Raw genomic sequence first — 25,014 nt, 5'->3', positions numbered from 1 at the left:
GAACTTCTATGCTCAGCAGATTGGAAGAGTAAACTGAAACAGGGTGCCCTGACCCTCTTTGCTGGAAAAGGAAATATGTCCTCCATGGGCTTCGATTATACTTTTGCAGATGGACAAACCGAGACCGGTACCCTCATGTATATTCCTTGCGGAAGGTGAGGCATTTCCCCTGAAATATCGTTCAAATACAAAAGGCATATCTTGAGCTCGGATTCCCTGCCCTGAATCGGCGATACTAATCCTCAATTTACCTATATCAAGTTCCGCGTTAATCCGAATAGAATCTCCCGGGACGGTATGTTTGAGCGCATTGGAAACCAGATTGGACAGGACCTGTTCAATTCGTATAGGGTCCATTCGGATAAGAACATTGGGGAAATGCTCCGGCTCTTCATAAATCAGACCGTTCATTCGTACGATATGTCCAATAGGGTTCAACATCGTTTCAAATGCGGATCGACTGTAAACCTCACGCGGCTCCACAGAAATCTGCCCCAGCTCCTGTAATGCATGAACAAGAAGGTCCTCGACAAGACGGGCTGTTTTGTCTGTATGTGTACGCATGATCTCCATATATTCCTTCAGCGTCTCCTCATCAGAGCACAGTCCTTCAAGAATGGCTTCTATGTATGCTTTTACCGTTGTAATCGGGGTTTTGAGTTCATGGGATATATTCGTAATCAGTTCTTTTTGTGCTTTTTCTTGTCTAATACGCTGCTCACTCAAATGCATGATTTCCGTGCGCATCAAATCCAGCATGGCATAAAGTTCGCCCATCTCATCCATCCGGTTATACTGAATCTGGTCATTATACTGCCCTTTGAGAATGGATTCCGCATGTTGTTTCAACTGATGGATGGGGGACAACATCCGTTTTCTGATCTTACGCTTCATGAATATGAGGAGGAATCCTAGGAGGATAGAGATGATAACCAGGGTTCCCAGAACGAAAAAAGTGAATGTAGAGGACTTTTGGACGATGACAAGTGATTGTGGAATCGTAAAAATGGCATTGCCAATCTGCCCGCCACCCGGTCCATCCATCACAGGAAAGGCAAGGTTCAGCGACTGGCTTCCGTCCATGGCCACCAATGCATGATTCAGATCATAATGCAAAGCAGATCGCAAATTGATCTGTGTTCCCTCGGAGGAAGGAGAGGAGGACAGTATCACCATTCCGTCCAATCCGACATAGTCGAAGTCAAGGCCGCTTTTCTCAGCGATGAAGCGCAGTTGATCTCGAAGATCCGGCTCATTTAATCGTTCATGGTTTTGCTCCAGTTGAAGCAGAATCGGGTTAACCCTGAGACGAACCTGATTGATGGCCAGATTTGTCTCACCTGAGTGTCTTCCAATGAGCAAATTAAGAAAGAAGACAAGGCTGCATCCAATCAGAATAACTAGGAGAGTCAATGAAGTTTTGAGCCAGCGTTTGGTCCAGGTGGATAATGACATGTAGTGGTCTCCATTCCTGCTTATTCATAATTGAATTTGTATCCGACGCCCCACACCGTCTTCAGAACAGAAGGATGGGAAGGGTCTGCCTCAATTTTCTCTCTCAATCTGCGTATGTACACAGTAACGGTATTCTCATCGCCGTAGGCGGCATATCCCCAGATCGCATCAAGCAATTGGGATTTGGAAAAAACCTGATTTTTGTGATTTGCCAGATGAAACAGCAATTCAAACTCCTTAGCGGAGAGAGAAACCTCATTCCCGTCGACGGTGACCTTATAGGCTTTCTTGTCAATTTGGAGGTTACCCAGACGCAGTATATGGGTGTGATCTTGTTCTGTGCTCACACTATCATATCGTCTGAAATGAGCATTGATGCGGGCCAGTAACTCGCTTAGGGAGAATGGTTTGGTCATATAGTCATCCGCCCCGAATCCAAGCCCGAGCACCTTATCCGTATCACTTCCCCTCGCACTCAGAATGAGAATGGGGATGTTATTTCGTCTCCGAATTTCGCGGCATACATCAATGCCATCCATATCCGGAAGCATGATGTCCAGAATGATATAATCCGGCTGCAGCATTTCCATCATCTGCAGGCCGTCCTGACCATTACCGGCTACTGCCGCTTCATACTGATTCTTCGTCAAGTAGTCTCGTAGAATACGCGAGATATCGTGCTCATCCTCGATAATGAGAATTTTACGTTTAGAATTCATGTTAATCGCTCCAGATAGTAGAGTGGTAGAGTATAAGACTAACCTATGTATGAATTTGTAAGAATACTATATTTTAACTATACAGGTTTGTTCCCATGAAGTCATGGGAAGTGAAAGAGGTTTTGGGAAGAAGTTTAGGAAAAAGAAAGCAGCCGATTGAAAATCAGCTGCTTTCATCCTGAAATAAGGAGGGAATTTGAAATTCAACGGCACCTAGACATGCTCCAAATCAATGGATTGATGGGCCTGGGATTTGAGATATTCAGCCGGGGACATTCCAAAATGGGATCGGAATACCCGATGAAAATAGGAATAGCTTGCAAAGCCGCATGTTTCCGCAATATGCTCCAAGGTCATATCACTGTACTTCATACGCTCCAAGGCAGCGTTCAACCGAATCTCAATTGCATACTGAATCATCGTTTGTCCATAGTGCTCCTTGAACAATCGAACTGCACGAGACAGGCTTAGTCCTGCGTAGCGGGCGGCTTCTTCGAGTTTGAAGGTCACGGTGGCATGTTCTTCAATGAATCGTTTCAGCTTCAGTGTCGAGGACACAGAACGATCCGTCTGGATATTCTCCTTGATGGCCCGATCAATATACAGGCACAAACCGCGCAGCAGTGCATCACTCAGTTCTATATTTTCCTCCAGCGGTCCACGCCGTTTCTCCAGGAGCATATTGCGCCAGAGGCTGATCAATTTATCATCCAGTCCGATGTGGCTCACCGTGGATCGATGGTGACGCTTCCACCAGCTATCAATCCATTCCCCTTCACAGAACAAGTAATAGTCTCCGCTGGACAACCTGCCCTCCTTGTGAGGCTCTTCTACCACAAGGTGATAATCGTCCCCGGGTTTGAGCAGCAGTAAATCCCCGCCAGTCATCTTAAATTCTTCATCCTGCACATATACCTTGCAAGAACCTTCAGTTTGCAGACGGAACAGATAAGTCTGCAACTCGCCCTTCATATTATGGTTGAACGCCTTGTAATGATATGAGTAATCACAGATCAGCACTGAGGTTTCCAAATGATGTATCCTCCAAATTTAAAAATTTGATCAGATAGTTCATGTTCTGACGATATTGTATATGTTCATTCTAGCCTGTTTTGCGTTAGGATGATACCAGATAGAGCAATGAAAGCAAATTTGAGAGCAGAGGTGCATCTATTATGAAAAAACTTAATATTGGTTTGCAATTGTTTACACTCCGTGATGAAACTGCAGCAGATTTCCGTGGAACGTTGCGCAAAGTAGCAGAGCTTGGTTATGAAGGTGTTGAATTCGCCGGATATGGTGACATTCCTGCCGAAGAAATGAAAGCGCTATTGGATGAGCTTGGACTAAAAGGTTTTAGCAGCCACGTTTCATTGCATGCCATGCGTGAAGATTTGCAACAACAAATCGATTACCTCAAAACGATTGGGGCTCAATATATGATCTGCCCTTACCTGATGCCTGAAGATCGTCCAGAGAATGCAGAAGGCTGGACCAAACTGTTCAACGAATTGCAGCAATATGGTGCTGAAGCGACTAAACAAGGTCTGATCTTCGGTTATCACAACCATGATTTCGAATTCCACGGTCAGGTTGGCGACGAAAATGCCTTTGATGCGATGTTTGCTCAAACGACACCTGAAGCGGTTCAAGTGGAAATGGACGTATGTTGGGTACAATTTGCCGGACAAAATCCGATTGAGTATATCAACAAATATGCAGGCCGTCTGCCGTTGCTTCACTTGAAAGACTTCAGCAAAGATGAACAGGGCCAGATGAAGACATTGGAACTGGGACAAGGTTCCGTTAATCTGCCAGCTGTTATTGAAGCGGCTACAAGTGCAGGTGTAGAGTGGCTGATCGTGGAACAGGACGTTTGCCAGAATCCACCCCTTGAAAGCGTAGCCAACAGCCACAACTGGTTGAAGCAAAATTACTTGAACCAATTCTAATTTAATTGTCAAAGGAGACATTTATACATGAGTAAAATTAAAGTTGCTGTATTCGGCTGTGGTGCTATTGCCGAGCGCAGACATATTCCAGAGTATGCTGCCAATGAGAACGTAGAACTTGTCGCATTTGCCGATCCGATCGTGGAGCGTGCGGAGAAGATGGCCGAAACTTACGGCGGTAAAGCTTACTCCAGCTACGAAGAATTGCTTGCAAACGAAGAAGTGGATGCAGTCAGCGTTTGTACGCCGAACTATCTGCATGCCTCGATGGCCATTGCTGCTGCAAATGCCGGTAAACATGTACTGGTGGAAAAACCGATGGCGGTTACAACCGAAGAAGGCGAGCAAATGATTGAAGCTGCCAAGAAAAACGGTGTGTATCTGATGGTTGGACACAACCAGCGCTTGATGCCTCCACACGTGAAAGCCAAAGAAATCTTGGACTCCGGCAAACTTGGCAAAGTCCTGAATTTCCGTACTTCCTTTGGTCATCCGGGTCCGGAAGGCTGGAGCGTAGACGGTGCAGAAAGCTGGTTCTTCCGCAAAGAAGAAGCGATTATGGGTGCCATGGGTGACCTGGGCGTGCACAAATCGGACTTTATTCGTTATTTGCTGAATGACGAAGTATCCGAAGTTGCTGGTTTTATCAGCACATTGCACAAGGAAAACACCAAAGTGGACGATAACGCGACATGCTTGCTTCGTATGAAGAGCGGTGCAATCGGTACGCTGGTAGCGAGCTGGACACAATACAGAGCAGGAGATAACAGTACCGTTCTGTGGTGTGAAAATGGTGTGATGAAGATCGGAACGGTAGAAGGCGACGAGGTTATCGTTGAGCTGACTAACGGTACGGTTGAAACATACAAAGTTGGCGCAATGGCTACCAACGAGAAACAAGTACCAAGCGGCGTTATTGACGCATTTGTAGAGTCGATTGTAACGCAAACACCGCCAAGCATTTCCGGTGAAGAAGGTCTGCGTTCCCTGCAAGTGATTCTGGCAGCATTCGAATCCGAAAAAACGGGTCAGATCGTGAAGCTGTAATCGTAACGATATCATCATCATTACTTTAATTCGTTTGACTATCTAATATTAAAAAGGGGTTACCTCCAGAGAAATATTTCTGGCGGGTAGTCTCTTTTTATTACTTTTCTCATGACAACCAGGATGGCTTGAATATGTAATGATGTTAAACCGATAGTTGGAATCTCAAAAAGGGACTGACCACCGCGACATTGCGGATAAGTCAGCCCCTTAACCTTTAAGGTTGGGTCACAAAGCATATTTAAATTTAAACGCTTGGCTTCACATGACTGCCCAGGTCCAGCCAATCCAGTTCCTCACGGGTTAATGTGATGCGAGAACCTTCGTCACAGGAGAGCAGTTCCGCCCGATTTTGAGCGCCAATCAGCGCACATGTCGGGAAGGGTTGGTTCAATACATAAGCAAGTGCAATCTGAATTGGCGTGGTATTTTTCGACGCTGCCAATTGTTCCGCCCGGTGCAAACGTTCCCAGTTGCCGTCACTGTAAAATACACGAACAAGATCTTCATTATCCCGCACTTCAGGTGTGAACCGTCCGGTAAAGAAGCCGCGAGCCTGGGATGACCAGGACAGCAATGGAAGCTTGGTGCGCTCATGCCATGCCAACGTTTCTTCATCTGCCGATACACATCCGGCCCAGAACGGTTCGTTCGCTTTGGCAAGACTGAGATTCGGACTGCTGAATGTAAAACCTTTCAGACCGTTAGCTGCAGCATATGCGTTAGCTTCCTCCAGCCGCTGCCAGGTCCAGTTGGAGGCGCCAATCGCGCCGATTTTGCCGGATTCAATATGTTCATTCAACGCTTCGAGAATTACGCCAACCGGGATGTTGGGATCGTCCCGATGCAGGGCATATAGCTCCACATGTTCCGTTTGCAACCGTTCCAGACTGGTAAGAAGATCGCTGCGGATAGCATCAGCGTTAACGCGTGGGCCGTTCTGGTCATGATGCGCACCTTTGGTCAAAATAACGATCTCGTTACGGTTACCCCGTTCCTGCATATAACGTCCGAGCACTTCTTCACTCTGCCCGCCACAATAAATATGCGCGGAGTCAACGGTATTACCGCCAATCGCCAGGAATGCATCCATGTTCGTAGCTGCTTTTTCATAGGCATCATGGTAGAAATAATCGGTTCCTTTAATTAATCGGGAGATAGGTTTGCCTGCACCAGCAATTTCAATGTATTCCATAATTCAGTTCATCCTCTCTTCTTATAGTGTAATTCGTGTACGTTCTTCTGCTGAACGAAGACAAGCTTCGAGTACTTTCATATTGGCTACAGCATCGGATGGAGCGAAGCGCAGAGCTTTACCTTGAAGTACAGCTCGTGCCATGTCGTCTCCCTGGAGGGAGTAGTGATTCACCTGTGGAACTTCAATCTCCTTACGCTCACCGTCAACAGTTACGAAGAAGTTGGAGCCCCGGTCCGGATTGCTGATATAAGCAGAAGGAACCTCGATGATGCCATCTGATCCAAGCACTTCCAGTGTGTTGCGGAAGGCTGCCCACATGCTGCTGTCAAAGGTTACGCCAATATGATTGTCAAACTCAAGCAGGCCGGAAGCCATCATATCCACATGACCATGCTCAGGGGAGAACATGCCAATGACGGTTGCCGCGGATGGCTCTTGGCCAAGCAGCAAGCGTGCTGCACTGATGGAATAACAGCCGATATCATACAGTGAACCGCCGCCCCAATCACGCCGGAAGCGAACATTACCTGTCGCACCGGAACTGTTGAACGAAAATGTACTATGAATGCCGCGGATCTCACCAATTTCTCCGCTGGCGATAATATCTTTAATTTGATCATAACGTGGATGGTGTCGGTACATGAGAGCCTCAGCGAGATGCACACCAGCGTCTTCGCAGGCTTGCACCATCTCCTGAGCTTCCTGCTCCGTCAGTGCCAGTGGCTTCTCACACAAAATATGTTTACCGGCTTCTGCGGCACGGAGTGTCCATTCCCGGTGCAGATGGTTCGGAAGCGGAATGTAGACCGCATCAATGGAATCGTCAGCAAGTAAAGCTTCATAGCTGCCATAGGCTTGAGAAATGCCGAGTTGGTCAGCGGTTTGTTTCGCTTTTTCTTCATCCCGGCTGGCAATGGCGGTTACTTCATTCAACTCGGATTGCTGCAAACCTGGAATAACGGATCGCACGGCAATGCTAGCGCTACCAATAATTCCCCAGCGCAATTTTCGATCTGAATTCATTTGTTGTTTCCTCCTATGAATGAATGTATATTGTGATTATAAGTAATAGATGAATGAATGAAAATGATAATATATTGAAATGAGTTAACACAATATTGTTGAGAAAAGAGAATAGGCTATGATGAGACAGACTGTATTGCTAACCCTACAGGATATTCCGTATTTTTGTTATCCAGAATCCGTTGGACTTTATGTCGACCACCCCGAGCACACTGTATTACGGGAGGCTGGCGCACTGAACAACTTCAATATTCACTATGTTGCTGCGGGCAAGGGGTACGTGGAAGTGGATGGGGTAGTGCATGAGCTTCGTGCGGGTCAGGCTGTACTGTATTTCCCGCAGCAGCGGCAGCATTACTACAGTAGTGAGGATGATCCATGGGATGTGCGATGGGTTCATTTTTACGGTGAACGTCTGCATGATTATATGATTGAGCGGGGGTTGCACCGCAATCTGTTGTGGACGCTGCGGCAGCAGGCTCCATGGGAAGAAGCACATATGGCTCTATTAAATGAAGCCGAGCAGAACCGGATGCTGCGTCCTGCCCAACTATCTACCCTGACCTACGCTGTGCTGGCCGAGTTCGTACAGCATGCGGTTCCACTGAAAAGCACACGCACAAGCAAGGCTGAGAGTCGTATCCTTGCACTGCTTCCACAGATGCAGCAGGAGGCATGCCAACCGTTTTTGTTACAGGATTGGGCGGATATGGCGGGTGTGAGTTCGTATTACTTTTGCAAAATGTTTAAGAGTGCTGTGGAGATGACCCCGATGGAATTTATAACCCGTTCGCGGTTACAGATGGCAAAGCAGTGGCTGCTGGAACGGCCTACGGCCAACATTGGACAGATCGCAGAGGAGGCGGGGTATCCCAATGCCAGTTATTTTAACCGCCAGTTCTTGGCCCATGAAGGCATGACTCCAACGGAATATCGCGGGCTTTACCACATTTAGATGTAATGATGTTCATTTATTTGATTATGCGGGAACTTAAGACGTTTGACAGAGCGTTCAATCAAGTCTATTATAGATAAATTAAATCCGTATATAATGAGGTGCCCTCATGAAATATTCGAAAGCTACAAACTATGCCCTGCATACCATGCTTTTCCTGGTTGCCACCGAACCGGAACAACTGGTCAGTGTACATCAGTTAGCTGAGATGCAGAAAGTATCTCCAACCTACTTATCTAAAATATTGACCAAGCTGGTCAAAGCCGGCATGATCGAATCAACGTCGGGTGCCAATGGTGGTTATCGGCTTAGCCGGAAGAATCCCGACCCTTCATTTCTGGAGATTATCCATGCCATTGAAGGACAGGCTTCCCTGTTCGAATGCTCGCAGGATCATAACGAAGGCTGCCTGATTCAGCAGGTGATGGTTCGTGCGGAAGAAGAGATGGAGAGCTATTTGCACAATAAAAAAATGTCTGAGCTGGCTGCCCAGATGAAAGCTGCACATTCTTTATAACCTAAATCAGAGGTCCAGTTGATCCTCTCGCTGCGCCCGTTGAAGCGCGAATTTCAAATCCTTCTCTCCCCTGTTTAAGGGAGTTGGAAGGATTTTTTTGCTGTACTGTGATGAGGATTGAAGAGATTGTACCGAATATGAGCGGAATGGTACAATAAGGAAGGAAGTTGTTAATACATATTTGCTTACATCTTAGATTTCTGGAGGGACAACACATGAGCCAATCAACCATCACAGGACTGGAACAACTGCTTGCACTGGAAAACATTCGGAACACCAAAGCGCGTTATTGCCGTTATATTGACACGAAGCAGTGGGATACGTTGGGTGAGGTGTTTGCTCCGGGTGCCGTAGCTGATTTCAGTACAGAAGGCAATCCAATACCGGTATTAACCGGCCGTGACACCATCGTTCAAGTATTCCGGGATTTGGTGGATGTTGCCGTAACGGTGCATCACGTACATAGCGCCGAAGTTGAATTTGTATCCGAGAATGAAGCCAAAGTCATCTCTCCAATGGAAGATTGGGTGACATTCCCCGAAGGCAATGACAATAAATCCTTTCACGGATTTGGACACTACCATGAGACGTTTGTCAAAATCGATGGTCAATGGCTCATCCAGCATACCAGCCTGAAGCGTCTTCGTCTGGATCTGTTTGAATAGTGTTCTCTTATTCATATAAAGAAGATTACAACGATGATAACCAAAGCCCCAAGAGCGCTATAGCTGCGTCCTTGGGGCTTTGGTATGTTCAAGCTTTTACTTTTACTCAGGCATGCTTCCGAGGATCTGATTATAGTGAAAGGGTCTGACGTTTTTCTTTTGAAAATTGTTGTGTGACAACAAGCATGCCTAACGAAAGCAGAACGAGCAGCAGACACACCCAATAGGCATTCCGATACCCCCACGCTCCGGCTGTCCATCCCCCCACCAAGCTGCCAAATAATCTTCCCAACGTGGAGGCATTGGAATAGAGTGTTGACGCATAGCCGGGCATGGACGGAAGCAGATCCTGCATGTAACTGATTCCGATAGCAGAGATGACGGCGACAAAGAATGCGAGCAAAAGTTGTCCGGCCAGCAAGTGCCACAGTTCGGTGGAGAACAATACTATTACATAATAAGCGGCACCCATCAGAGCGCCCCATAACATGAGTGTGCGGTTGGGGTACCTTGAAGCGAGCAGACCCAAGCCTAGCATAATCGGAATTTCAAGCCCCGCGCATAGACTGGAGATCCAGCCAACTTCCCGGGTTCCCCCGCCCAGATGGTGAATAATGAACAGAGAAGCATTCAGATTATTCATCCAATGTGCCATATACAGGAGTGTGGTAATAAGAAAAGGCATATAAATTCTTGCATCCTGATGCAATTTCATGTGTATGCCACCCGTAGATGCACGGAGGGTAGAAGGCTCGGGAGCTTTTTGTAACAGAAAGAAAAATAATAGCGCATTGATCAAAAAAATAATACACGTTGAACTGAAGATGCCGGTGTACCCAATATATGCAATCAGTAAAGTCCCGAGTAAAGGTCCCGTAATAAACCCCAGTGAAAACGCGGAGCGCAGGGTTGAATTGGCTACAGCATGATCGACGTTCGTTGCGGTATTGACCGCTTCTCTTGCAGCTGCAAACAATTGTGGCATGGCGGGAGATCCGAGTGCAGTCAGCACCGTCATATAGATGAATAATAAAGTGAAGTCGTGAATCCACAGATACCCGGCAAAAGCAAGAGCATTGCAAATCATGGCAGACACCAGAATTTTTTTGCGAGCCCCGGGTTGATCCGATCGTCTGGCGATCCAGGTACTGAACAACACACCCGCCATAAGTGTTACTGCAGTGAATAATCCGAATGTAGCGATGGATACTTCGAGACGGGTTGTAAAGTAGACCGCCAGAAAGGGAGCGCTGATTGAAATCGCCATGCCTTGCAACAACATACAAACGAGAAACAGCCGGTATGTAGGGATACGAAATAGTGAATTAAACTTTTGAAGCTTCATATGTGAGTAGACATCCCCTTGGTTTTATCATTTTCAAAATATATATACGATCTGGTTATAATATAAGAATAACAGAGATAAAGTAATATTTATTGATTTCTTTTAGTCTAATAACAAACAGAAAAAGCGAGAGATCAGACTCTATCGGTCCAATCCCTCGCTTTTTTGTATGAAGAGTCTATTAAAAGTAAGATCCTTTGAAACCTGTTTAGTGTGAAGCGACGGTTTTCTTCCGTGACTGCATTCTCAGATACACCTGGGAGAAAATAATGGATGCCAGAGCAACTACGGTCATACCCCAGAAAATGTTGGTGTACGCCGAGGCTAATGGCAATTGCTGCATGGCTGTCAATGCCACGCCGGTTACCGCAACACTAAATGCACCGCTGAAGAACTGGCTGAGCTGGAACAGTCCCATGCCAGCACCAACCTGATCCATCGTCAGATTGCCCGACAACTCATTGGATACACTCGTTGTTAGTGCAGAGAAGCCTACGCTAAGCAGAATGTATACGGCCATAATGGCATAGATGCTGTCGTCTGCAAAAAGAGCAAACAGTCCGGCAGCAGCGAGCAGCAACCATGGTGCGAACTTGAGCAGTTGAGTATTGCCGTGTCGGTCAATCATGCGGCCAATCCGATTGGATAACAGCATGGACACGATTGCACCCGGAAAGATGACAAGCCCTGACTGGGCCGGAGTCAGGCCATACAGATGTGCCAGAATTTGCGGCAGCAGGAACAGCGTCGAGAAGTTGTTAATGTACGATACAATCCCCAGGGAGCTGAGCATCATATATTTTTTGTTTTTGAACAGGGCCGGTTGGACAAAGGGATCAGCCGCACGGCGAATTCGTAACCAGAACAGAACCAGTGCAGCCGCACCAATAACGAGGGTTATCCATTCACGCGAAGTCAGGAATAGCAGAACGCCAGTTGTTCCGATCGCCAGTAACAGTGCGCCGAGCAAGTCGAATGAACCCTTTTGCGGCATCTCACTTGGAAGCAATTTGAAAAATACAGGGATCAGAAACAAGGTTAGTCCGGTAACGATGAACAGATCATGCCATCCGAGAAACTGTGTAATACTGCCGCCGATCACAGGCCCGAGTCCAAGACCCAGTGAACTGGCCGACATGACAACAGCCATGGATTTACCCCGGCGGTCACTTGGAATGTAACGAGTAATAAGAACGATAGCTAGCCCTGGTACAGAAGCTGCACCCGCAGCCTGAATCAGACGTGCAATGAGCAGAAGGATAAAATGGTTACTGAAGAAACCAAGAACGGATGCCGCACCAAGCAGTGTAAGACCGGTCGTAAACAGGGTGCGAATCGGAATAAAATCCGATAGACGTGAGAACGTGATCGAGGAAATGGCAAAAACGATAGAATAACCGGTGACAATCCAGGAAGAAGAGACAGATGAGAGCATAAATTCAGCTGCAATTTTGGGCAGGGCCAGATTGAACATCATCGTATTCATAACGACAAGCACAACCGTGAAGCCAAGCAGACTTACGATTAACCCTTCCTGTATTCCTGCTGTCCGTTCCCCAGATGATGCAGTTGCGGTGTTGTTCATAAAAACCTCCTAGATTGATGTGTATTTCGCAACATTTCAGAAACGGTGTGTAACATTTGCAAAATGTGGTATAGAGTGAATCCCATGCCTGACAGCAGGGGATACATAAACGAAATAGATTTGTAAGTTCGATTGGTATCGAACATTAGAAATATATCATGGAACTGTGCTAAAATACAATGGATAGTCTGAAAAAAAGGAGACTACAACGATGAAAATTTTGCACCATCCTCAAGTGGAGGATATTGAACTTTCTTCCGTATTGTACGCTTTAAGTGATCCCATTCGTCTTGGGATCGTAACAGAAGCAGCCAGAAATGGTGAGCAGCCCTGCAGTCATTTTCGTGCACCTGTTGTGAAATCCACGATGTCACATCATATTCGGACCCTGCGAGAAGCCGGAGTCATTCGGGTGAGAGTGCAAGGTACACAGCATTTCCTGACGCTAAGATCCGAGGATCTGGAAGTGCGTTTTCCTGGTCTGTTGCATCCGTTGTTACAAGCGGCAGCTCAGTCTGAAATACATGAATCCTAAAAAATGTCCTTTCTTCAAGTTGAAGAGGGGACATTTTTTATGTTTGGCATGTTCCATACTGCTGCGACATTCTATGTCGTACCACTTCCTCTATAATAACGGGGAAACACACAAACCATATCGAAAAGAGGTTCACAAACGTTGGCAAAAACAAAAAGAGGACGCGTCCTGTGGAATCTACCATCCCGAGGAAGAGGAACTTGCCCGGTGTGCAGCAGCACCCGGATTAAATTGTTGTATTCGCAAACGAAAACAGATGGTACGAGTCTGAAAGTATGCAAGAAATGTTCCAAAGCTGTGCAGTCCAGAGTGGATAAGGCAACCGTATAACATAACAGGCCTGTTCTTCGGAACGGGCCATGTCTTTTGGTATAATATAATTACGAAATACGGAATGAGCCAGGGGGCGGGGAAATGAGTAATATGCATCGTATTCACTGGTTTGACGAGCAGATTCGGAGTGGACGTTTTCCGAACAGCAGCTGGCTTGCACGTGAATTTGAAATATCCCGGCGCCAGGCCCAGCGTGATATTGAATATATGACGATTTCTCTGCGTGCCCCTCTGGTGTATATCGCAAAATATCGGGGGTATTGTTACGAGGATCAGACCTACCGGCTGCCCCATTTATATATGACGGAAGAAGAACAGCGGGTGCTTAAGTATCTGGCGCATCGTTATCGGCATTACAATTATGATCAATCAGATGCGGTAAAGCGTGTGGCGCATTTACTGGAGCGTTTTACGCTCGAGGAACAGCAGACAGGAAGCAGTCAGCTTCCGGTGTTTAAAGCAGATCCGCAGCAGCTTCAGTTCTTTGAGATTTTGTCCCATGCGATTACCGAATCCCGCAAAGTACATATCCATTACAGAGATCATGCCGGAGAACGGCAATTTACCTGGTGTCCATTGAAGATGCTGTCCCAGTTCAACGCAGATTACGTGGTTGGTTATGAAATGGACCCTTTACAGCAAACGGCCATCAGGCTGGAGGGCATGATTCATGTGCAGATGACGAACGAGACGTTTCAGTGTCAGACAGACGGGTTGCTGGGTTCATGGGAAGAGGCGCTGCCTGTCCGTAAACCGTTTGTCGCTGAGATAAGACTGAGAGAAGTGCGGCAAACAGAGCTGTGGCATGGATATCGGATTCGAGAGAAGCAAGGTCAGGTTCACTGGATTGAATTTTATGATACGGATGCTTTCCTACAGCATTTGTTCATTAGCGAGTGGGAGGAACTGTTGTCTCCAATGTGGCTTAGACGAAAGTTTCAGCAAAGTGCTGAAGGAATAATCGACAGGCTTGCCATAAGCGCAAGGCAAACGTGAATTAGAACAACCATGGAGAGGGGATTTTTTTTGACTGAAGTTGTGTTAGACAACCTGATCATGAAGCGGGAGTCCAAATCATATGTGGATAGCCTACACGCTATATTGACCCATGCGGGTCTGTTTCAGGGTTCCAAGTATGTGCTCGCTGGGTATACAGGTATGGCATTCAAACTTTCAGTGCATCGCAGACTACTGCCCATGTCGGTTACAGCCTATGGTCAATGGGGAGAATCTCATCGCCCTGGGATCGACAACTTGGGGATATTCACGATCTGGGATGGGGGACGGACACGTCATCCCACATTTGGGTATTACCAGCGGGATGCGGTGAATTGGGTGAAACGTAGCCTGGATGCAGGCATCGGGGTAATCTACTGGCTTCCGGAATTTGGCGTTATTCATGGGTATGATGACTGTGATCGCATCTTTTATGTGCAAGATGGCTGGAGCAAGGAATCACAGATTTTGTTGTATGACAATTTCGGATTAAACTTCACCGGGTTCTGGTATTGTCAGGTCTTTGGTGACCAGGTACATATCCCTGAACAAGAGAAGCTATTGGAATCATTGAGATTAGCAATTGAGGATTGGGATATCCCTTATCGTCTACTGCCTGATCGGAATATCATTTCGGGCAGAATGGCTTATGATGTGTGGGTGCAAGCCCTTCGGGGTGAAGATTACGATGCATCGGGTGCTGTGTATATTTTGGAATCCTATTGCCAGTCCCGAACTGAAATTCAGATGTATTTGCAGGATGTGCGGGGGATATGGCCCGAACTGGACCAAGCCTATGCATGTTATGAACAGCTTGGAGCATTGATTATACAGATGAAGGGATGCATGATTCAGGAACATAACAGAAGGATTATGCAGGCAGACGCCACAGAGAAGCTGGCACAGGTTTTATTGGAAGCGAAAGCATTGGAAGAGCAGGCTTTTGATTATTTTCGTTTGATCTCCTCGAAGTATCCTGATCGTAAACGCAACACTGTACCACGGTGGGGAGCACATTCAGCAAGGTAGGGGGAGGGAGGATAAGGTGATGAGGAGTAAAATACTGCCGGATTTGATTCGTTTTCCACAGACTGAGAATTTGGCAGATGAACAACGATCCTGGAGCGGTGCAGGCTCGTACATCGATGCGATGTATCGCATTCTGATGCACAAGCAGTGGACGGATTTACCGCGTCACATGATTGCGGGTATGACCGCAAGTGTGTTTCGATTAGTGGTAGATCGGCGTCTAACGACAGAATCGATCTCAGCATACAACTGGATGGCCGAGAACTTTGTAGCTTCTGATTTCATTGGCGTCACGACCGGACAACACGGGGGATTTTCGTTCGAGCCGACCTTTCCGCTCTATCAGAAGCAGGCCCTGCTGGATATCAAGGCTTCTATTGACCGGGGTGTGGGCGCTATTCTGTGGCATGATCAGTTTGTTATTTGTGCTGGATATGATGATGGGGAGCAGATGCTGTTCATTTGTGAGAGTCAAGAAAATGAAGTCATTTGTCTGCCCTATGATTCTTTTGGTCGGAACAGTACACCATACTGGTACTATCAGGTGCTTGAATCCCATACAACCGTAGACATATGGGAAGTGTGCAAGGAATCATTAATTCAGGCTGTGTACAAATGGGAGACCCATGATTACATGCTGCCACCTCAGGATTACGCCTGCGGAGCTGCTGCATATGCAGCCATTGCTGATGCCCTACAATCTGGTGCATATGAAACAGATCAAGCTGCCATGGTTTTGCGCTATTATGCTAATTCAAGAAAGGATATGGCTTCTTATGTTGCAGAGCTTAAGCATTTGTCCATTCAGATGAATCATGTGGTCCAGGAGTATGCGTTACTCGCAGACCTATATGCTCAGATGATGGAGAAGGTTGAGGATTCAACAGCATGGGATGCGAAGGAACCGGGGCATGTGTTAAGGGTTATCTATCTGATTGAGCAAGCGGGGGAAACGGAACAGCGTGCCATCGATGCCATTAAGCAGGCCTTCCCAGAGACGATTGGCAATCGTTTTGAGGACATTGGATTAAGATGAATGGAGCAGTGTACATAGTTCAAAATGGAAAAAGTACAGATAAAATAAAACCGGAAAAGACCCTGAATGCGGTCGTTTCCGGTTTTATTTGCGTTTAGCTTAGCCACATCTATGGCCGTAATGACGCCCTCATACATTAGCTGCCCTAGCATTCATAGTCTCGCATGAGCTTCAATTCGAGTTGGCTCAGATGATTTGCGGCGGGGCCAACATTCTGGCTACGTTGTCGAAGTTTGTCTGCCAATCGGCCGTGATGATGCTCCCGATGTAACCATCTGGGCGAATCAGGACCAGCGTGTCGCTGGTAATGCCGTAGGTACGGGTCAATTTGCCGCTGGAGTCATGGAGGACGTTCTGATTGGATTCGTGTGCGGTACCAACGACGTAGCAGTGTAATTCGGCACCGCTGGTTGGCCAGTTCAACTTGGGGAGTACCTTGGCAGCGTTAGGGCCAAAGGCAAGCAAAGTGAAGTGAGGCCCTTGATAGATGTCGAACAGACAACGTTCCCCACTAGGACCGGTGCAAGGAGCATCTGGCGCCCGGTCACCTACATGAAGGTTTTTTGTAGCCGATTCTTCGCTAGATGCGAGCGGCCCACCATGGTACGAAAGTCTAAGCTGTCGCTCCTCGTCTCCACGCTTGAGGCTAGCCAGGCGATTTTTATCTAGACTGGCGTACAGCTCGCTGGATTTGCTGAGGACACGAGCGGCAATCGGTTGACGCTCAGCCTCGTAGCTGTCAAGCAGACTATCGGGTGCCCCAGCAATGACCTGCCCTATTTTCCAACCGAGGTTATAGGCGTCCTGTATACCCGTATTGAGACCCTGTGCTCCGGCCGGGGTGTGCACATGAGCAGCATCGCCTGCAATGAAGACGCGACCAGACCGATAGTGCTCAGCCAGCCGAACGTTGGGACGAAACACCGAACTCCAAGTGATGTGGTGGAGACGCAAACCTGTGAGTTTGTGGAATTGAGCGGCCAGTGAGGCTTCGTCAAGGTTAGGCTTTTCATCTGGTGCCAGCCTGATCATGACTTGGAACTGGTCGGAGTGTGGCAGCGGGCAGGCTCCGACAAACGTGCCACGTGTGCGTGGCCACATATGCCACCTATTGCGAGACAGTTTGTCGATCGAGCCGTCCACGATGAGTGTGCGGTCAGAGTCGGTAGTCTCTCCAATAAATCGGATACCTGCCCCTTTGCGAACGATGCTCGAACCTCCATCTGCTCCGACGAGATATCTGCTGCGCACCTTCTCCCCGGAAGAGAGAGTCACCGTCACTCCATCGGCATTCTGTTCGAATTGCTCCAACCCGTTGTTAAATTCAATGGTTAAGCCGAGACGTTTGAGCAGGCGATGTAAGATGGCATCCGTTCGGTGTTGCGCCAACAGGAGAATGTTTGGATACGGATCGCTCGGTGTTGGTTTATTTTGCTGCTGCATGCGCCAAGGCACAGTTAACGGTCCAATATGAAAACCCGCAAGCGGGTAAATACTTCCCTCTGACTGAGCCTCTTCCAGCACGCCGAAGTCTCCCAAAACCTCCTGGGTTCTTGGTTGAACTCCCTTGGCACGGGAGCCTTGAAAGGCGTGAGGGGATTTGTCAGCCAGTCGAACATGAAGGCCGCGTCGTAGCAGGTCGATTGCAAGAGCGGAGCCAGTTGGGCCAGCTCCAGCGATGAGTACGTCAATATCGTAATGTTGGGTCAGTTGAATCTCCTCCTGATCACCCATATCGCAATGGATGAGATATCATATTCGGTTTAATGTTTCTTGGAAACTTTTTAATTTCCTATGAAACAATCATAATTCAACCCCTTACTGCTGTCAATATTGTTTCCAAGAAACTTTAATTGTCGAACATACCCTGATATACTGGTGTTAAGCTAACAATCGTTGGAGGAAAATGGAATGATCAACCCATCGGAAAATCAAAATAGAGATCAATTAATCCAAGAAGTATTGGAAGCAGTGAAAGATATACAGATCAGATTCCAAGCAGAAGAAGATGAAGAAAAACAGTGGCTGATCCAAAATAGTCCTAATTCGGCTGTTGAAGAGCTAATCAAAGAAATGACGGTGACGATGCTGCATGTGCTGGATGCTATTGGTACACTCGAGCCAGTAAACGGCATAACCATTTCAAAGCAATTCGGTTTCTCCAAAGGGACAGTCTCCAAGATTACGAGAAGACTCGTGTCTCAAAACATCATCGTAACCGAGTCACTTCCGGATAACAAAAAAGAAGTTCTGTTCCGTACCACAACGCTTGGAAAAGAGATTTATCGTTTGCATCAGGGCCTGCATCATCAAATTGATCTTGGGGTTCATCATTTCTTGCAACGGTATACCGAAGATGAGTTACAGTTTCTCGTCAACACCCTCAAGAAGATGCTGCATACATCATGGATTCATTTGAAGACAGAGGAGGACGAGGCTATTGAATCCGCCCCAAGAGATGCACCTACAAGCAAGGTTTCAGAAGCTTATAAGGCTAATCACTCTTCTTCATTGACCGATGAAATGAACGAAATCATGTCTATGCTCAACAAGTTGGATTCCCGTAATTTGAAGAAAGCCAAAACGATTTTGAATGATGTTTTTTTTGCAGATTATGAGGACTAGCTAGCAGCAGCTTATTTCATATGGAATTGGCCTGAAGCCTGAAGGATTCTTCGAGCAAAATGTAGCTATAACAAAATACCGGATAAGGCTGATAAGCCTATCCGGTATTTTTTCGTATTTTGCACCATCTGACTCCATAGCTCATCCTTATTTCAACCTGGACAAGAAAAAATAACCATAAATTTGATTTTTGGGGTAATGTGCAGCTCCCTTTGTTCCGAATATTATAATAGATGGTCTTTTTTGGATGGAGGATATTGAAGGACAACAGGGGGCGGGAGTATGGTGCATAATCCGGAAACCATTCAGGAATGTATCGAAAAGGCACGACAGAGGCTCTACCAGATTGCAAACGCTCATAAAGAACTTTGGCATCCGGAGGTCATTCGTCAATCGATGGTTCTGGATGAACTCATTAATCAATATAACAATGCCATTCGCGGAAAATCATCCCGAAGTAAGTAACGGCGCGTTATAAACCTCGGGATGAAATGATGATGCGAATGCATTCAGGTTCAGTAAACGTACGACCCCTATTCTTTTACAGCCCCAAGCACAATTCCTTTGACAAAGAATCGCTGCAAGAATGGATACACGAGCAGGATTGGCAATGCCCCGATAAAGATCTGGGCTGCGTTAACCGTACGCTGCGACATGTTCTGAAGCTGCGTTGCATCAACATTCATATTGGAGAAATCCTGCTGCACGATAATGGTCTGCATTAACGTAGCGAGTGGATATTTGGCTGCGTCATTCATATAGATCAAGCCGTCGAACCAGGAATTCCACTGCCCCACCATGGTGAACAGGGAGATCGTAGCAATGGCCGGCATGGACACAGGCAGATAGATGCGGAACAATGTGGTGATATGGTTGGCACCATCGATGAACGCCGCTTCTTCGAGCTCTTTCGGCACGTTACGGAAGAAGTTCATCATGAGAATTAGGTTCCAGACCGCCACAGCGCCAGGTAAAATCAGAGCCCACAGGGTGTTGATCAGTCCCAGCTTTTGAATCAGGATATAGGACGGGATCAGTCCGCCGCTGAACAGCATCGTGAAGATGAAGAACCACGCGTACAGCGAACGTCCCTTGAAATTCAGACTTTCCTTGGATAAAGGATAGGCCGTCAGGATGACCAGCACCATACTGAGCAGTGTTCCGAACACAGTACGTTGCACCGAAATCCAGAGCGCGCTGAGAAAGTTGCTGTTACCAAACGTTTTGGTATAGGCGTCGACTGTAAAATCAATCGGCCAGAGCGTTACCAGATTGGCGGAAGCTGCCGCTTTACCGCTGAAGGAAACCGCCAGAATGTGGATAAGCGGCAGCACACACAGCAGCGAGACGGCCGCGATGAAGAACAGGTTGAAGCCGTTAAATATACGGTATCCGGTCGTTTTGTGATACACCTTAATTCCTCCTTAGAAAATGCGGTAGTTGGCGATTTTGTAAGCCATCCGGTAGGCCGTAATAACGAGGAACATGGCGACAAAGGATTTAAACAAACCAACCGCAGTCGCGAAGCTCATTTTGCCATTCAAAATACCCATCCGGTAAACAAACGTGTCAATAATATCGCCTTTATCATATACAAGTGGATTGTACAGGTTGAAGATCTGGTCAAATCCGGCATTAAGAATGTTCCCCAGTGATAGTGTTCCCACCACAATAATCATCGGCACGAGTGCAGGCAGCGTAATGTGCAAGGTCTGCTTAAGCCGTGTTGCCCCGTCAACTTCGGAAGCTTCATACAGAGCAGGGTTGATACCCGCGAGAGCTGCAAGAAAGACAATGGTACCAAATCCAAATTCCTTCCATACATCACTAATGACTACGGTTACACGGAACCAGTCGCCATCTCCCAGAAAGAAGATTGGTTCAATGCCAACAGCCGCCAGTACTTGGTTAATCAGTCCACCTTCGGGTGAAAGCATGTCTAGCAGGATGCCGCCCAGTACAACCCAAGACAGGAAGTGGGGCAGGTATACCAACGTCTGTGAGAACCTTTTGAACGTGGAGTTCCGTACTTCATTCAGTAAAATGGCAAACACAACTGGGGCCACGAGTCCGGCCACAATTTTCATGGCAGCAATCAGCACGGTGTTCCAGATGACCTGAACACTGTCCGGATATTCGAACATGAATCGGAAGTTATCCCATCCTACCCATTTGGAGCCGGTGAATCCCAGCCAAGGTTTGAAATCCTGAAAAGCAATAATAATGCCGCCCATAGGCACATAGGCGAACAGCAATGTGAGCAGTACCGAAGGCAGCAGCATCAGATGCAGCGGCCAGTTGCGTTTGAAATTCCAGCGGGTACGTTTGCGTGGATTGTGTGTTGCCTGCCGCACCGGCGTATTGGTCGTTAGTGGTTGTTCCATAGCCATCAGGTCCCTCCTTTATATCGTCCAGCCTCTGCATAATGAGGCCAGTCAGCCTCTGCAAATAGTGGAGCAACTGAATTATAGCAATGGAAACGGGCGGGCTATAGAACAACATTTCAAGGCGGATGTTGATTTATTAACTTGTTGAAAACGTATACCGAATAGCGGCTCATTTGAAATTCAGTATAGATATGTAAGGGGTTTCAATATAAAATAGGACTTCGATATGGTTCTTTACTTTAACCGGGACAGGGTGAAGCAATGAAATTTACAGTATTCTCAAAAACAGTTATGCTTCTGGTCTGCTTGCTGGTACCCATCTTGCTGCTCTATACTTACGCGAATCAGGCGAACGTGAACATGATCGTGGAGGAGAAGCAGCAGTCCAGCTTGAACCAGTTCAACTATTTTAGCTCTCAGGTGGATAAAAATATTGAACAGCTCTCGCTCTACGGGCTGACTTTACTACGTGATCCAAGCATTTTACACTATCGTTACATGACAGAAGCGACCAGCCAATATGAGAAAAACAGCATCTATCTCGATATTCTCGACAAATTGTCACTATACCAGTCCACCAGCCGTTGGAAGAACGATATTACCATTGTGCTGCCTCAGGCAGAGTTGGTGTTATCCACCATGTCGAGCCGGACGGTCTTTAATGACAAGATGTTGAAGTTTCCGCAGCCAGGCCGATGGCAGTTGAACAAAGGCAGCTTCACTTATTTCTTTACAGATAACTACGAGTGGAATGAAAAACCTGTGACCACGGATGTACGGACGGTGATGGAGATTAATTTTGACCCGATGAATATTGTTGCCATGCTGGATGATTTCAAAGAGGCACAGGGAGGAGATCCATTTCTACTCGTCCCGGGCAATGAGCCGCTGTTAAATCGCAGTGCGGACCCCGAGCTGGTGGAAGCCGTGATGAGGGACATGCCATTAACCGAACTGGATAGTGAAGGCAACCATCAGCTGGAGGTGGGGGGCAAGAAGTACTTGGTCAGTTATGTGCTCTCCAAACAGCTGAACGGAATCTATGTTAACCCGGTTGTGCTGGATGATTTGCTCACGCCGATGGACAAGAGCCGAAATATGTTTATAACCTCGATTTTGCTGCTGCTCGTGCTCAGTATTGGCGCTGCCTTGTTGTTATACCGAAAGGTACAGGTGCCGATACAACGTCTGATGAGAGGGCTGCAGCAGATTCGCAAAGGACAGCTGTCCACACGAATTCCGGTCGATCACTCCCGTGATGAATTTGCGTACCTGACGCAGAGCTTCAATCACATGGCCGAGCAGATTCAGGAGCTGATTGAAAAGGTATACGAGGAACGTATCCGTTCACGGGAAGCAACGTTGAAGCATCTGCAATCACAGATTAATCCTCATTTCCTGTACAATTGCCTGTTTTATATTAAAAATATGACGCAGCTCGGCAACCGCGAAGCGGTTATTGCCATGTCGCTCAGCCTGGGTGATTACTATCGCTACATCACACGTGATGAGAACGATATGACCACCGTGGAAGAGGAAATTAGGCTGCTGGACAATTATTTGTCCATCCAACAGATGCGCACCAACCGTTTGTCGTATGAGATCGCCGTACCGCAGGAACTGATGCAGCAGCACATTCCAAGGCTGCTGATCCAGCCTATCGTGGAGAATGCTGTCATTCACGGCATTGAACCGATGGAGGGCAGCGGTCACATTGTGGTTACAGGCATGGCAGTACAAGAACAAATCGATGGAAGGAACTTCACACGATACAGTCTGTTTGTCGATAACGACGGTGTTACTTTGACGGAGGAAGAGATCGCCGGTCTAGAACGGGAGATCAATGAACCGATGGGTGAAGAAATTGGCACGGGCACCTGGAATGTACACCAGCGGCTCATTACACGATATGGTCATTCTTCGGGGCTTCATTTTGGAGCGATCCCATATGGGGGTCTCAGTGTGGAAATACGATGGTTTGAGGAGGAATACCCTAATGATGAATCTAATGGTCGTGGATGATGAACATTCAGCGGTGGAATCGATTGCATCCTCCATACCGTGGAGGGAACATGGGATTGGACACGTATACAAGGCGTACTCGGTGAAAGAGGCATTACAGCAAATGACGGCACATCAGGTCCATATTATCATCACCGATATTCGTATGCCGGGCTTGTCCGGTCTGGATCTGGTAAGTCATATTCGGCAAAAGTGGGAGCGGACCAAATGTATCATTTTATCCGGACACGCGTCCTTTGATTATGCGAAGCAGGCACTCCGTCATGGAACAGTAAGTTACCTGCTGAAGCCCGTACGGGATGAGGAGCTGATCGAAGCGGTGCAGCAGGCCTCCGTCCAGATTCGGCTGGAGGGAGAGAAACAGTTGATGCATCAGCGCGCCATGTATTCGGTGAGGGAACATTTACCCGAGAAGCGGGCGGGATTAATGAAGGATGTACTGCTTGGACATAAATTTGCAGAGAGCGAACTTGTGGAGAAGCTGGAGCAATTGGAGATTGGATTCCGTCCCCAGGATAAAATGCAGCTGCTGCTCATCCGCTATGATGACCCACAGCCCACACACAAGGCATTCCGTCTGATGAAATACGCCATCTCCAACGTGGTGGAAGAAATTTTTGGCAGCAGCTATCATCTCTGCCATACGGATGATGCGTATGATGATCTCGTCTTCATGGCAAGTCCGAAACAGGCACAGTCTGAACCTGAACTGCTGATGGGGCGGCTCGGAGAACGGCTGCTTCACAGTGTGAAGCAGTATTTAAACGCCACCATTTCACTGTCAGTCAGCCGGATAGGCCGTTTTCCGGATCAGGTTCCACAATTATATCATCAGGCTGTAAGTGCCTTGCGCAAGCAGGCGGAAGCGGGCAAAGGACTGCATCTCAATGCGGCTGCCGGCTCCCATGGAGCAACATTGAAATCACTTTCGGCGCTCTATGAGCCACCCGGACTGACCGCACTGCTGGAAGCAGGACGGATGGAGGACGCGAGTAACAAGATTGATTCGATTTTCGCCGAGTTATCGGATAGTGTGTTCCCGGAGCATGTCTATGTTGCTTTTCACTATCTCGCAGCAGCCTTCTCGTACATGGCTCATCGGGAGGGCAGGCAGTTGTCCGATGTCCTCGGTGAGCAGTATCAGCAACTGTTGAAGGACGGCTACGGCGTGTCACTTCGGAGTCTGGAAGCCTGGACCCGTAGCGTGATGGAACAATGGGCTCGAAGCACAACGGACACAGGCCAGGAAAATGGATCGAACATGATCAGACAGGTCCAGCAATGGATTGACCACCATCTGGGCGAAGATCTTTCCTTGCAGGTTATAGCCGGGGAAGTGCATCTGCACCCGGTTTACTTGTCCAAAATGTATAAACAATCGACGGGTGAAGGCATCAGTGATTACATTATCCGTTCCCGAATGGAACGTGCTGTTCACTTGCTGAAGCACACGGCTATGAAGATTTATGAAGTCGGTCAGGAAGTGGGATATAACAATACCCCTTATTTCATTCAAGTCTTCCGCAAACATTATGGCCTGACCCCGCAGGATTTTCGGAACGGTTAACAAATCAATATGAACATTGAAAT

General features: G+C 47.4%; 24 protein-coding genes. 14 read left to right on the top strand and 10 right to left on the bottom strand.

Features of this window, described 5'->3' with window-relative positions; genetic code table 11:
• Positions 1-12: 12 nt before the first annotated feature.
• From MKY42_RS28475 to MKY42_RS28465, 3 genes are all read right to left on the bottom strand, one after another.
• A complete protein-coding gene (locus tag MKY42_RS28475; RefSeq protein ID WP_090904616.1) occupies positions 13-1,455 on the bottom strand; it encodes a HAMP domain-containing sensor histidine kinase in 1,443 nt (480 codons plus the stop codon).
• A gap of 20 nt (positions 1,456-1,475) precedes the next feature.
• Positions 1,476-2,174, bottom strand: coding sequence for a response regulator transcription factor (locus MKY42_RS28470; protein WP_090904617.1), 699 nt, complete (start codon positions 2,172-2,174; stop codon positions 1,476-1,478).
• 213 nt (positions 2,175-2,387) lie between these two features.
• Positions 2,388-3,206, bottom strand: coding sequence for an AraC family transcriptional regulator (locus tag MKY42_RS28465; RefSeq protein WP_090904618.1), 819 nt, complete (start codon positions 3,204-3,206; stop codon positions 2,388-2,390).
• Between the two features lie 143 nt (positions 3,207-3,349).
• Here MKY42_RS28465 and MKY42_RS28460 point away from each other — a divergent pair, with 143 nt between their 5' ends.
• Positions 3,350-4,126, top strand: a complete 777-nt coding sequence (locus MKY42_RS28460; protein WP_024631488.1) for a sugar phosphate isomerase/epimerase — start codon at positions 3,350-3,352, stop codon at positions 4,124-4,126.
• 27 nt (positions 4,127-4,153) lie between these two features.
• A complete protein-coding gene (locus tag MKY42_RS28455) occupies positions 4,154-5,173 on the top strand; it encodes a Gfo/Idh/MocA family oxidoreductase (RefSeq protein ID WP_090904620.1) in 1,020 nt (339 codons plus the stop codon).
• Between the two features lie 247 nt (positions 5,174-5,420).
• On the opposite strand, the gene MKY42_RS28450 is transcribed toward MKY42_RS28455, so the two are convergent.
• Both MKY42_RS28450 and MKY42_RS28445 read right to left on the bottom strand, forming a co-directional pair.
• Positions 5,421-6,368, bottom strand: a complete 948-nt coding sequence (locus MKY42_RS28450) for an aldo/keto reductase (RefSeq protein ID WP_090904621.1) — start codon at positions 6,366-6,368, stop codon at positions 5,421-5,423.
• Positions 6,369-6,389: 21 nt separating this feature from the next.
• The gene (locus tag MKY42_RS28445) at positions 6,390-7,394 is read right to left on the bottom strand and encodes a Gfo/Idh/MocA family oxidoreductase (RefSeq protein ID WP_090904622.1); all 1,005 of its coding nucleotides are present in this window, start codon (positions 7,392-7,394) and stop codon (positions 6,390-6,392) included.
• A 118-nt stretch (positions 7,395-7,512) separates the two neighbouring features.
• On the opposite strand from MKY42_RS28445, the gene MKY42_RS28440 reads away from it, so the two are divergent.
• The 3 genes from MKY42_RS28440 to MKY42_RS28430 all read left to right on the top strand — a co-directional run bounded on the left by MKY42_RS28440 (position 7,513) and on the right by MKY42_RS28430 (position 9,531).
• Complete coding sequence (locus tag MKY42_RS28440; RefSeq protein WP_090904623.1) at positions 7,513-8,349, top strand: helix-turn-helix domain-containing protein; 837 nt, start codon at positions 7,513-7,515, stop codon at positions 8,347-8,349.
• A gap of 109 nt (positions 8,350-8,458) precedes the next feature.
• Positions 8,459-8,866 (top strand): Rrf2 family transcriptional regulator, encoded by a 408-nt coding sequence (locus tag MKY42_RS28435; protein WP_090904624.1) that lies wholly within the window; start codon positions 8,459-8,461, stop codon positions 8,864-8,866.
• A 215-nt stretch (positions 8,867-9,081) separates the two neighbouring features.
• Complete coding sequence (locus tag MKY42_RS28430) at positions 9,082-9,531, top strand: nuclear transport factor 2 family protein (RefSeq protein WP_090904625.1); 450 nt, start codon at positions 9,082-9,084, stop codon at positions 9,529-9,531.
• A 130-nt stretch (positions 9,532-9,661) separates the two neighbouring features.
• On the opposite strand, the gene MKY42_RS28425 is transcribed toward MKY42_RS28430, so the two are convergent.
• Together MKY42_RS28425 and MKY42_RS28420 are read right to left on the bottom strand one after the other, a co-directional pair.
• Positions 9,662-10,876 carry a sugar efflux transporter gene (locus MKY42_RS28425; RefSeq protein WP_339846470.1) on the bottom strand — a complete coding sequence of 405 codons (1,215 nt, stop codon included), beginning with the start codon at positions 10,874-10,876 and terminating at the stop codon, positions 9,662-9,664.
• 208 nt (positions 10,877-11,084) lie between these two features.
• Entirely contained in the window at positions 11,085-12,461 is a 1,377-nt protein-coding gene (locus tag MKY42_RS28420; protein WP_090904627.1) for an MFS transporter, read from the bottom strand.
• A gap of 211 nt (positions 12,462-12,672) precedes the next feature.
• Here MKY42_RS28420 and MKY42_RS28415 point away from each other — a divergent pair, with 211 nt between their 5' ends.
• The 5 genes from MKY42_RS28415 (at position 12,673) to MKY42_RS28395 (ending at position 16,390) form a co-directional block, all read left to right on the top strand.
• Positions 12,673-12,996 (top strand): helix-turn-helix transcriptional regulator, encoded by a 324-nt coding sequence (locus MKY42_RS28415; protein WP_179262920.1) that lies wholly within the window; start codon positions 12,673-12,675, stop codon positions 12,994-12,996.
• A gap of 141 nt (positions 12,997-13,137) precedes the next feature.
• Complete coding sequence (locus tag MKY42_RS28410; protein WP_076291183.1) at positions 13,138-13,326, top strand: hypothetical protein; 189 nt, start codon at positions 13,138-13,140, stop codon at positions 13,324-13,326.
• A gap of 84 nt (positions 13,327-13,410) precedes the next feature.
• Positions 13,411-14,325, top strand: a complete 915-nt coding sequence (locus MKY42_RS28405; RefSeq protein WP_179262923.1) for a WYL domain-containing protein — start codon at positions 13,411-13,413, stop codon at positions 14,323-14,325.
• A 30-nt stretch (positions 14,326-14,355) separates the two neighbouring features.
• Positions 14,356-15,354 (top strand): hypothetical protein, encoded by a 999-nt coding sequence (locus MKY42_RS28400; protein WP_339846466.1) that lies wholly within the window; start codon positions 14,356-14,358, stop codon positions 15,352-15,354.
• 19 nt (positions 15,355-15,373) lie between these two features.
• A complete protein-coding gene (locus MKY42_RS28395) occupies positions 15,374-16,390 on the top strand; it encodes a hypothetical protein (protein ID WP_339846463.1) in 1,017 nt (338 codons plus the stop codon).
• A 186-nt stretch (positions 16,391-16,576) separates the two neighbouring features.
• On the opposite strand, the gene MKY42_RS28390 is transcribed toward MKY42_RS28395, so the two are convergent.
• A complete protein-coding gene (locus MKY42_RS28390) occupies positions 16,577-18,124 on the bottom strand; it encodes an FAD-dependent monooxygenase (protein WP_339846460.1) in 1,548 nt (515 codons plus the stop codon).
• 177 nt (positions 18,125-18,301) lie between these two features.
• On the opposite strand from MKY42_RS28390, the gene MKY42_RS28385 reads away from it, so the two are divergent.
• Both MKY42_RS28385 and MKY42_RS28380 read left to right on the top strand, forming a co-directional pair.
• Entirely contained in the window at positions 18,302-19,015 is a 714-nt protein-coding gene (locus tag MKY42_RS28385) for a MarR family transcriptional regulator (protein WP_339846457.1), read from the top strand.
• A 282-nt stretch (positions 19,016-19,297) separates the two neighbouring features.
• Complete coding sequence (locus MKY42_RS28380; RefSeq protein ID WP_076291186.1) at positions 19,298-19,480, top strand: aspartyl-phosphate phosphatase Spo0E family protein; 183 nt, start codon at positions 19,298-19,300, stop codon at positions 19,478-19,480.
• Between the two features lie 68 nt (positions 19,481-19,548).
• On the opposite strand, the gene MKY42_RS28375 is transcribed toward MKY42_RS28380, so the two are convergent.
• Positions 19,549-20,427 (bottom strand): carbohydrate ABC transporter permease, encoded by an 879-nt coding sequence (locus tag MKY42_RS28375; protein WP_090904632.1) that lies wholly within the window; start codon positions 20,425-20,427, stop codon positions 19,549-19,551.
• Between the two features lie 12 nt (positions 20,428-20,439).
• A complete protein-coding gene (locus MKY42_RS28370; RefSeq protein WP_052016673.1) occupies positions 20,440-21,297 on the bottom strand; it encodes an ABC transporter permease subunit in 858 nt (285 codons plus the stop codon).
• Positions 21,298-21,663: 366 nt separating this feature from the next.
• Here MKY42_RS28370 and MKY42_RS28365 point away from each other — a divergent pair, with 366 nt between their 5' ends.
• Together MKY42_RS28365 and MKY42_RS28360 are read left to right on the top strand one after the other, a co-directional pair.
• Positions 21,664-23,424, top strand: a complete 1,761-nt coding sequence (locus MKY42_RS28365) for a histidine kinase (RefSeq protein WP_339846453.1) — start codon at positions 21,664-21,666, stop codon at positions 23,422-23,424.
• Positions 23,399-24,991 (top strand): response regulator, encoded by a 1,593-nt coding sequence (locus MKY42_RS28360; RefSeq protein WP_339846451.1) that lies wholly within the window; start codon positions 23,399-23,401, stop codon positions 24,989-24,991. Before MKY42_RS28365 ends, MKY42_RS28360 begins: the two co-directional genes overlap by 26 nt.
• Positions 24,992-25,014 lie beyond the last annotated feature (23 nt).

Origin of the sequence: Paenibacillus sp. FSL W7-1088, assembly GCF_037969855.1 — a bacterium.
Taxonomy (GTDB): Bacteria; Bacillota; Bacilli; order Paenibacillales; family Paenibacillaceae; genus Paenibacillus.
Note: the sequence above shows the minus strand (reverse complement) of the source record. Positions and strands in the feature narration are given on the sequence as shown.

Bases quoted from the DNA above. Each gene is read 5' to 3' on its own strand.
- MKY42_RS28475 (WP_090904616.1), bottom strand. From the start codon at position 1,455: ATGTCATTATCCACCTGGACCAAACGCTGGCTCAAAACTTCATTGACT.
- MKY42_RS28470 (WP_090904617.1), bottom strand. From the start codon at position 2,174: ATGAATTCTAAACGTAAAATTCTCATTATCGAGGATGAGCACGATATC.
- MKY42_RS28460 (WP_024631488.1), top strand. From the start codon at position 3,350: ATGAAAAAACTTAATATTGGTTTGCAATTGTTTACACTCCGTGATGAA.
- MKY42_RS28455 (WP_090904620.1), top strand. From the start codon at position 4,154: ATGAGTAAAATTAAAGTTGCTGTATTCGGCTGTGGTGCTATTGCCGAG.
- MKY42_RS28450 (WP_090904621.1), bottom strand. From the start codon at position 6,368: ATGGAATACATTGAAATTGCTGGTGCAGGCAAACCTATCTCCCGATTA.
- MKY42_RS28445 (WP_090904622.1), bottom strand. From the start codon at position 7,394: ATGAATTCAGATCGAAAATTGCGCTGGGGAATTATTGGTAGCGCTAGC.
- MKY42_RS28440 (WP_090904623.1), top strand. From the start codon at position 7,513: ATGATGAGACAGACTGTATTGCTAACCCTACAGGATATTCCGTATTTT.
- MKY42_RS28435 (WP_090904624.1), top strand. From the start codon at position 8,459: ATGAAATATTCGAAAGCTACAAACTATGCCCTGCATACCATGCTTTTC.
- MKY42_RS28430 (WP_090904625.1), top strand. From the start codon at position 9,082: ATGAGCCAATCAACCATCACAGGACTGGAACAACTGCTTGCACTGGAA.
- MKY42_RS28425 (WP_339846470.1), bottom strand. From the start codon at position 10,876: ATGAAGCTTCAAAAGTTTAATTCACTATTTCGTATCCCTACATACCGG.
- MKY42_RS28420 (WP_090904627.1), bottom strand. From the start codon at position 12,461: ATGAACAACACCGCAACTGCATCATCTGGGGAACGGACAGCAGGAATA.
- MKY42_RS28415 (WP_179262920.1), top strand. From the start codon at position 12,673: ATGAAAATTTTGCACCATCCTCAAGTGGAGGATATTGAACTTTCTTCC.
- MKY42_RS28405 (WP_179262923.1), top strand. From the start codon at position 13,411: ATGAGTAATATGCATCGTATTCACTGGTTTGACGAGCAGATTCGGAGT.
- MKY42_RS28395 (WP_339846463.1), top strand. From the start codon at position 15,374: ATGAGGAGTAAAATACTGCCGGATTTGATTCGTTTTCCACAGACTGAG.
- MKY42_RS28390 (WP_339846460.1), bottom strand. From the start codon at position 18,124: ATGGGTGATCAGGAGGAGATTCAACTGACCCAACATTACGATATTGAC.
- MKY42_RS28385 (WP_339846457.1), top strand. From the start codon at position 18,302: ATGATCAACCCATCGGAAAATCAAAATAGAGATCAATTAATCCAAGAA.
- MKY42_RS28380 (WP_076291186.1), top strand. From the start codon at position 19,298: ATGGTGCATAATCCGGAAACCATTCAGGAATGTATCGAAAAGGCACGA.
- MKY42_RS28370 (WP_052016673.1), bottom strand. From the start codon at position 21,297: ATGCTGCTGCCTTCGGTACTGCTCACATTGCTGTTCGCCTATGTGCCT.
- MKY42_RS28365 (WP_339846453.1), top strand. From the start codon at position 21,664: ATGAAATTTACAGTATTCTCAAAAACAGTTATGCTTCTGGTCTGCTTG.
- MKY42_RS28360 (WP_339846451.1), top strand. From the start codon at position 23,399: ATGATGAATCTAATGGTCGTGGATGATGAACATTCAGCGGTGGAATCG.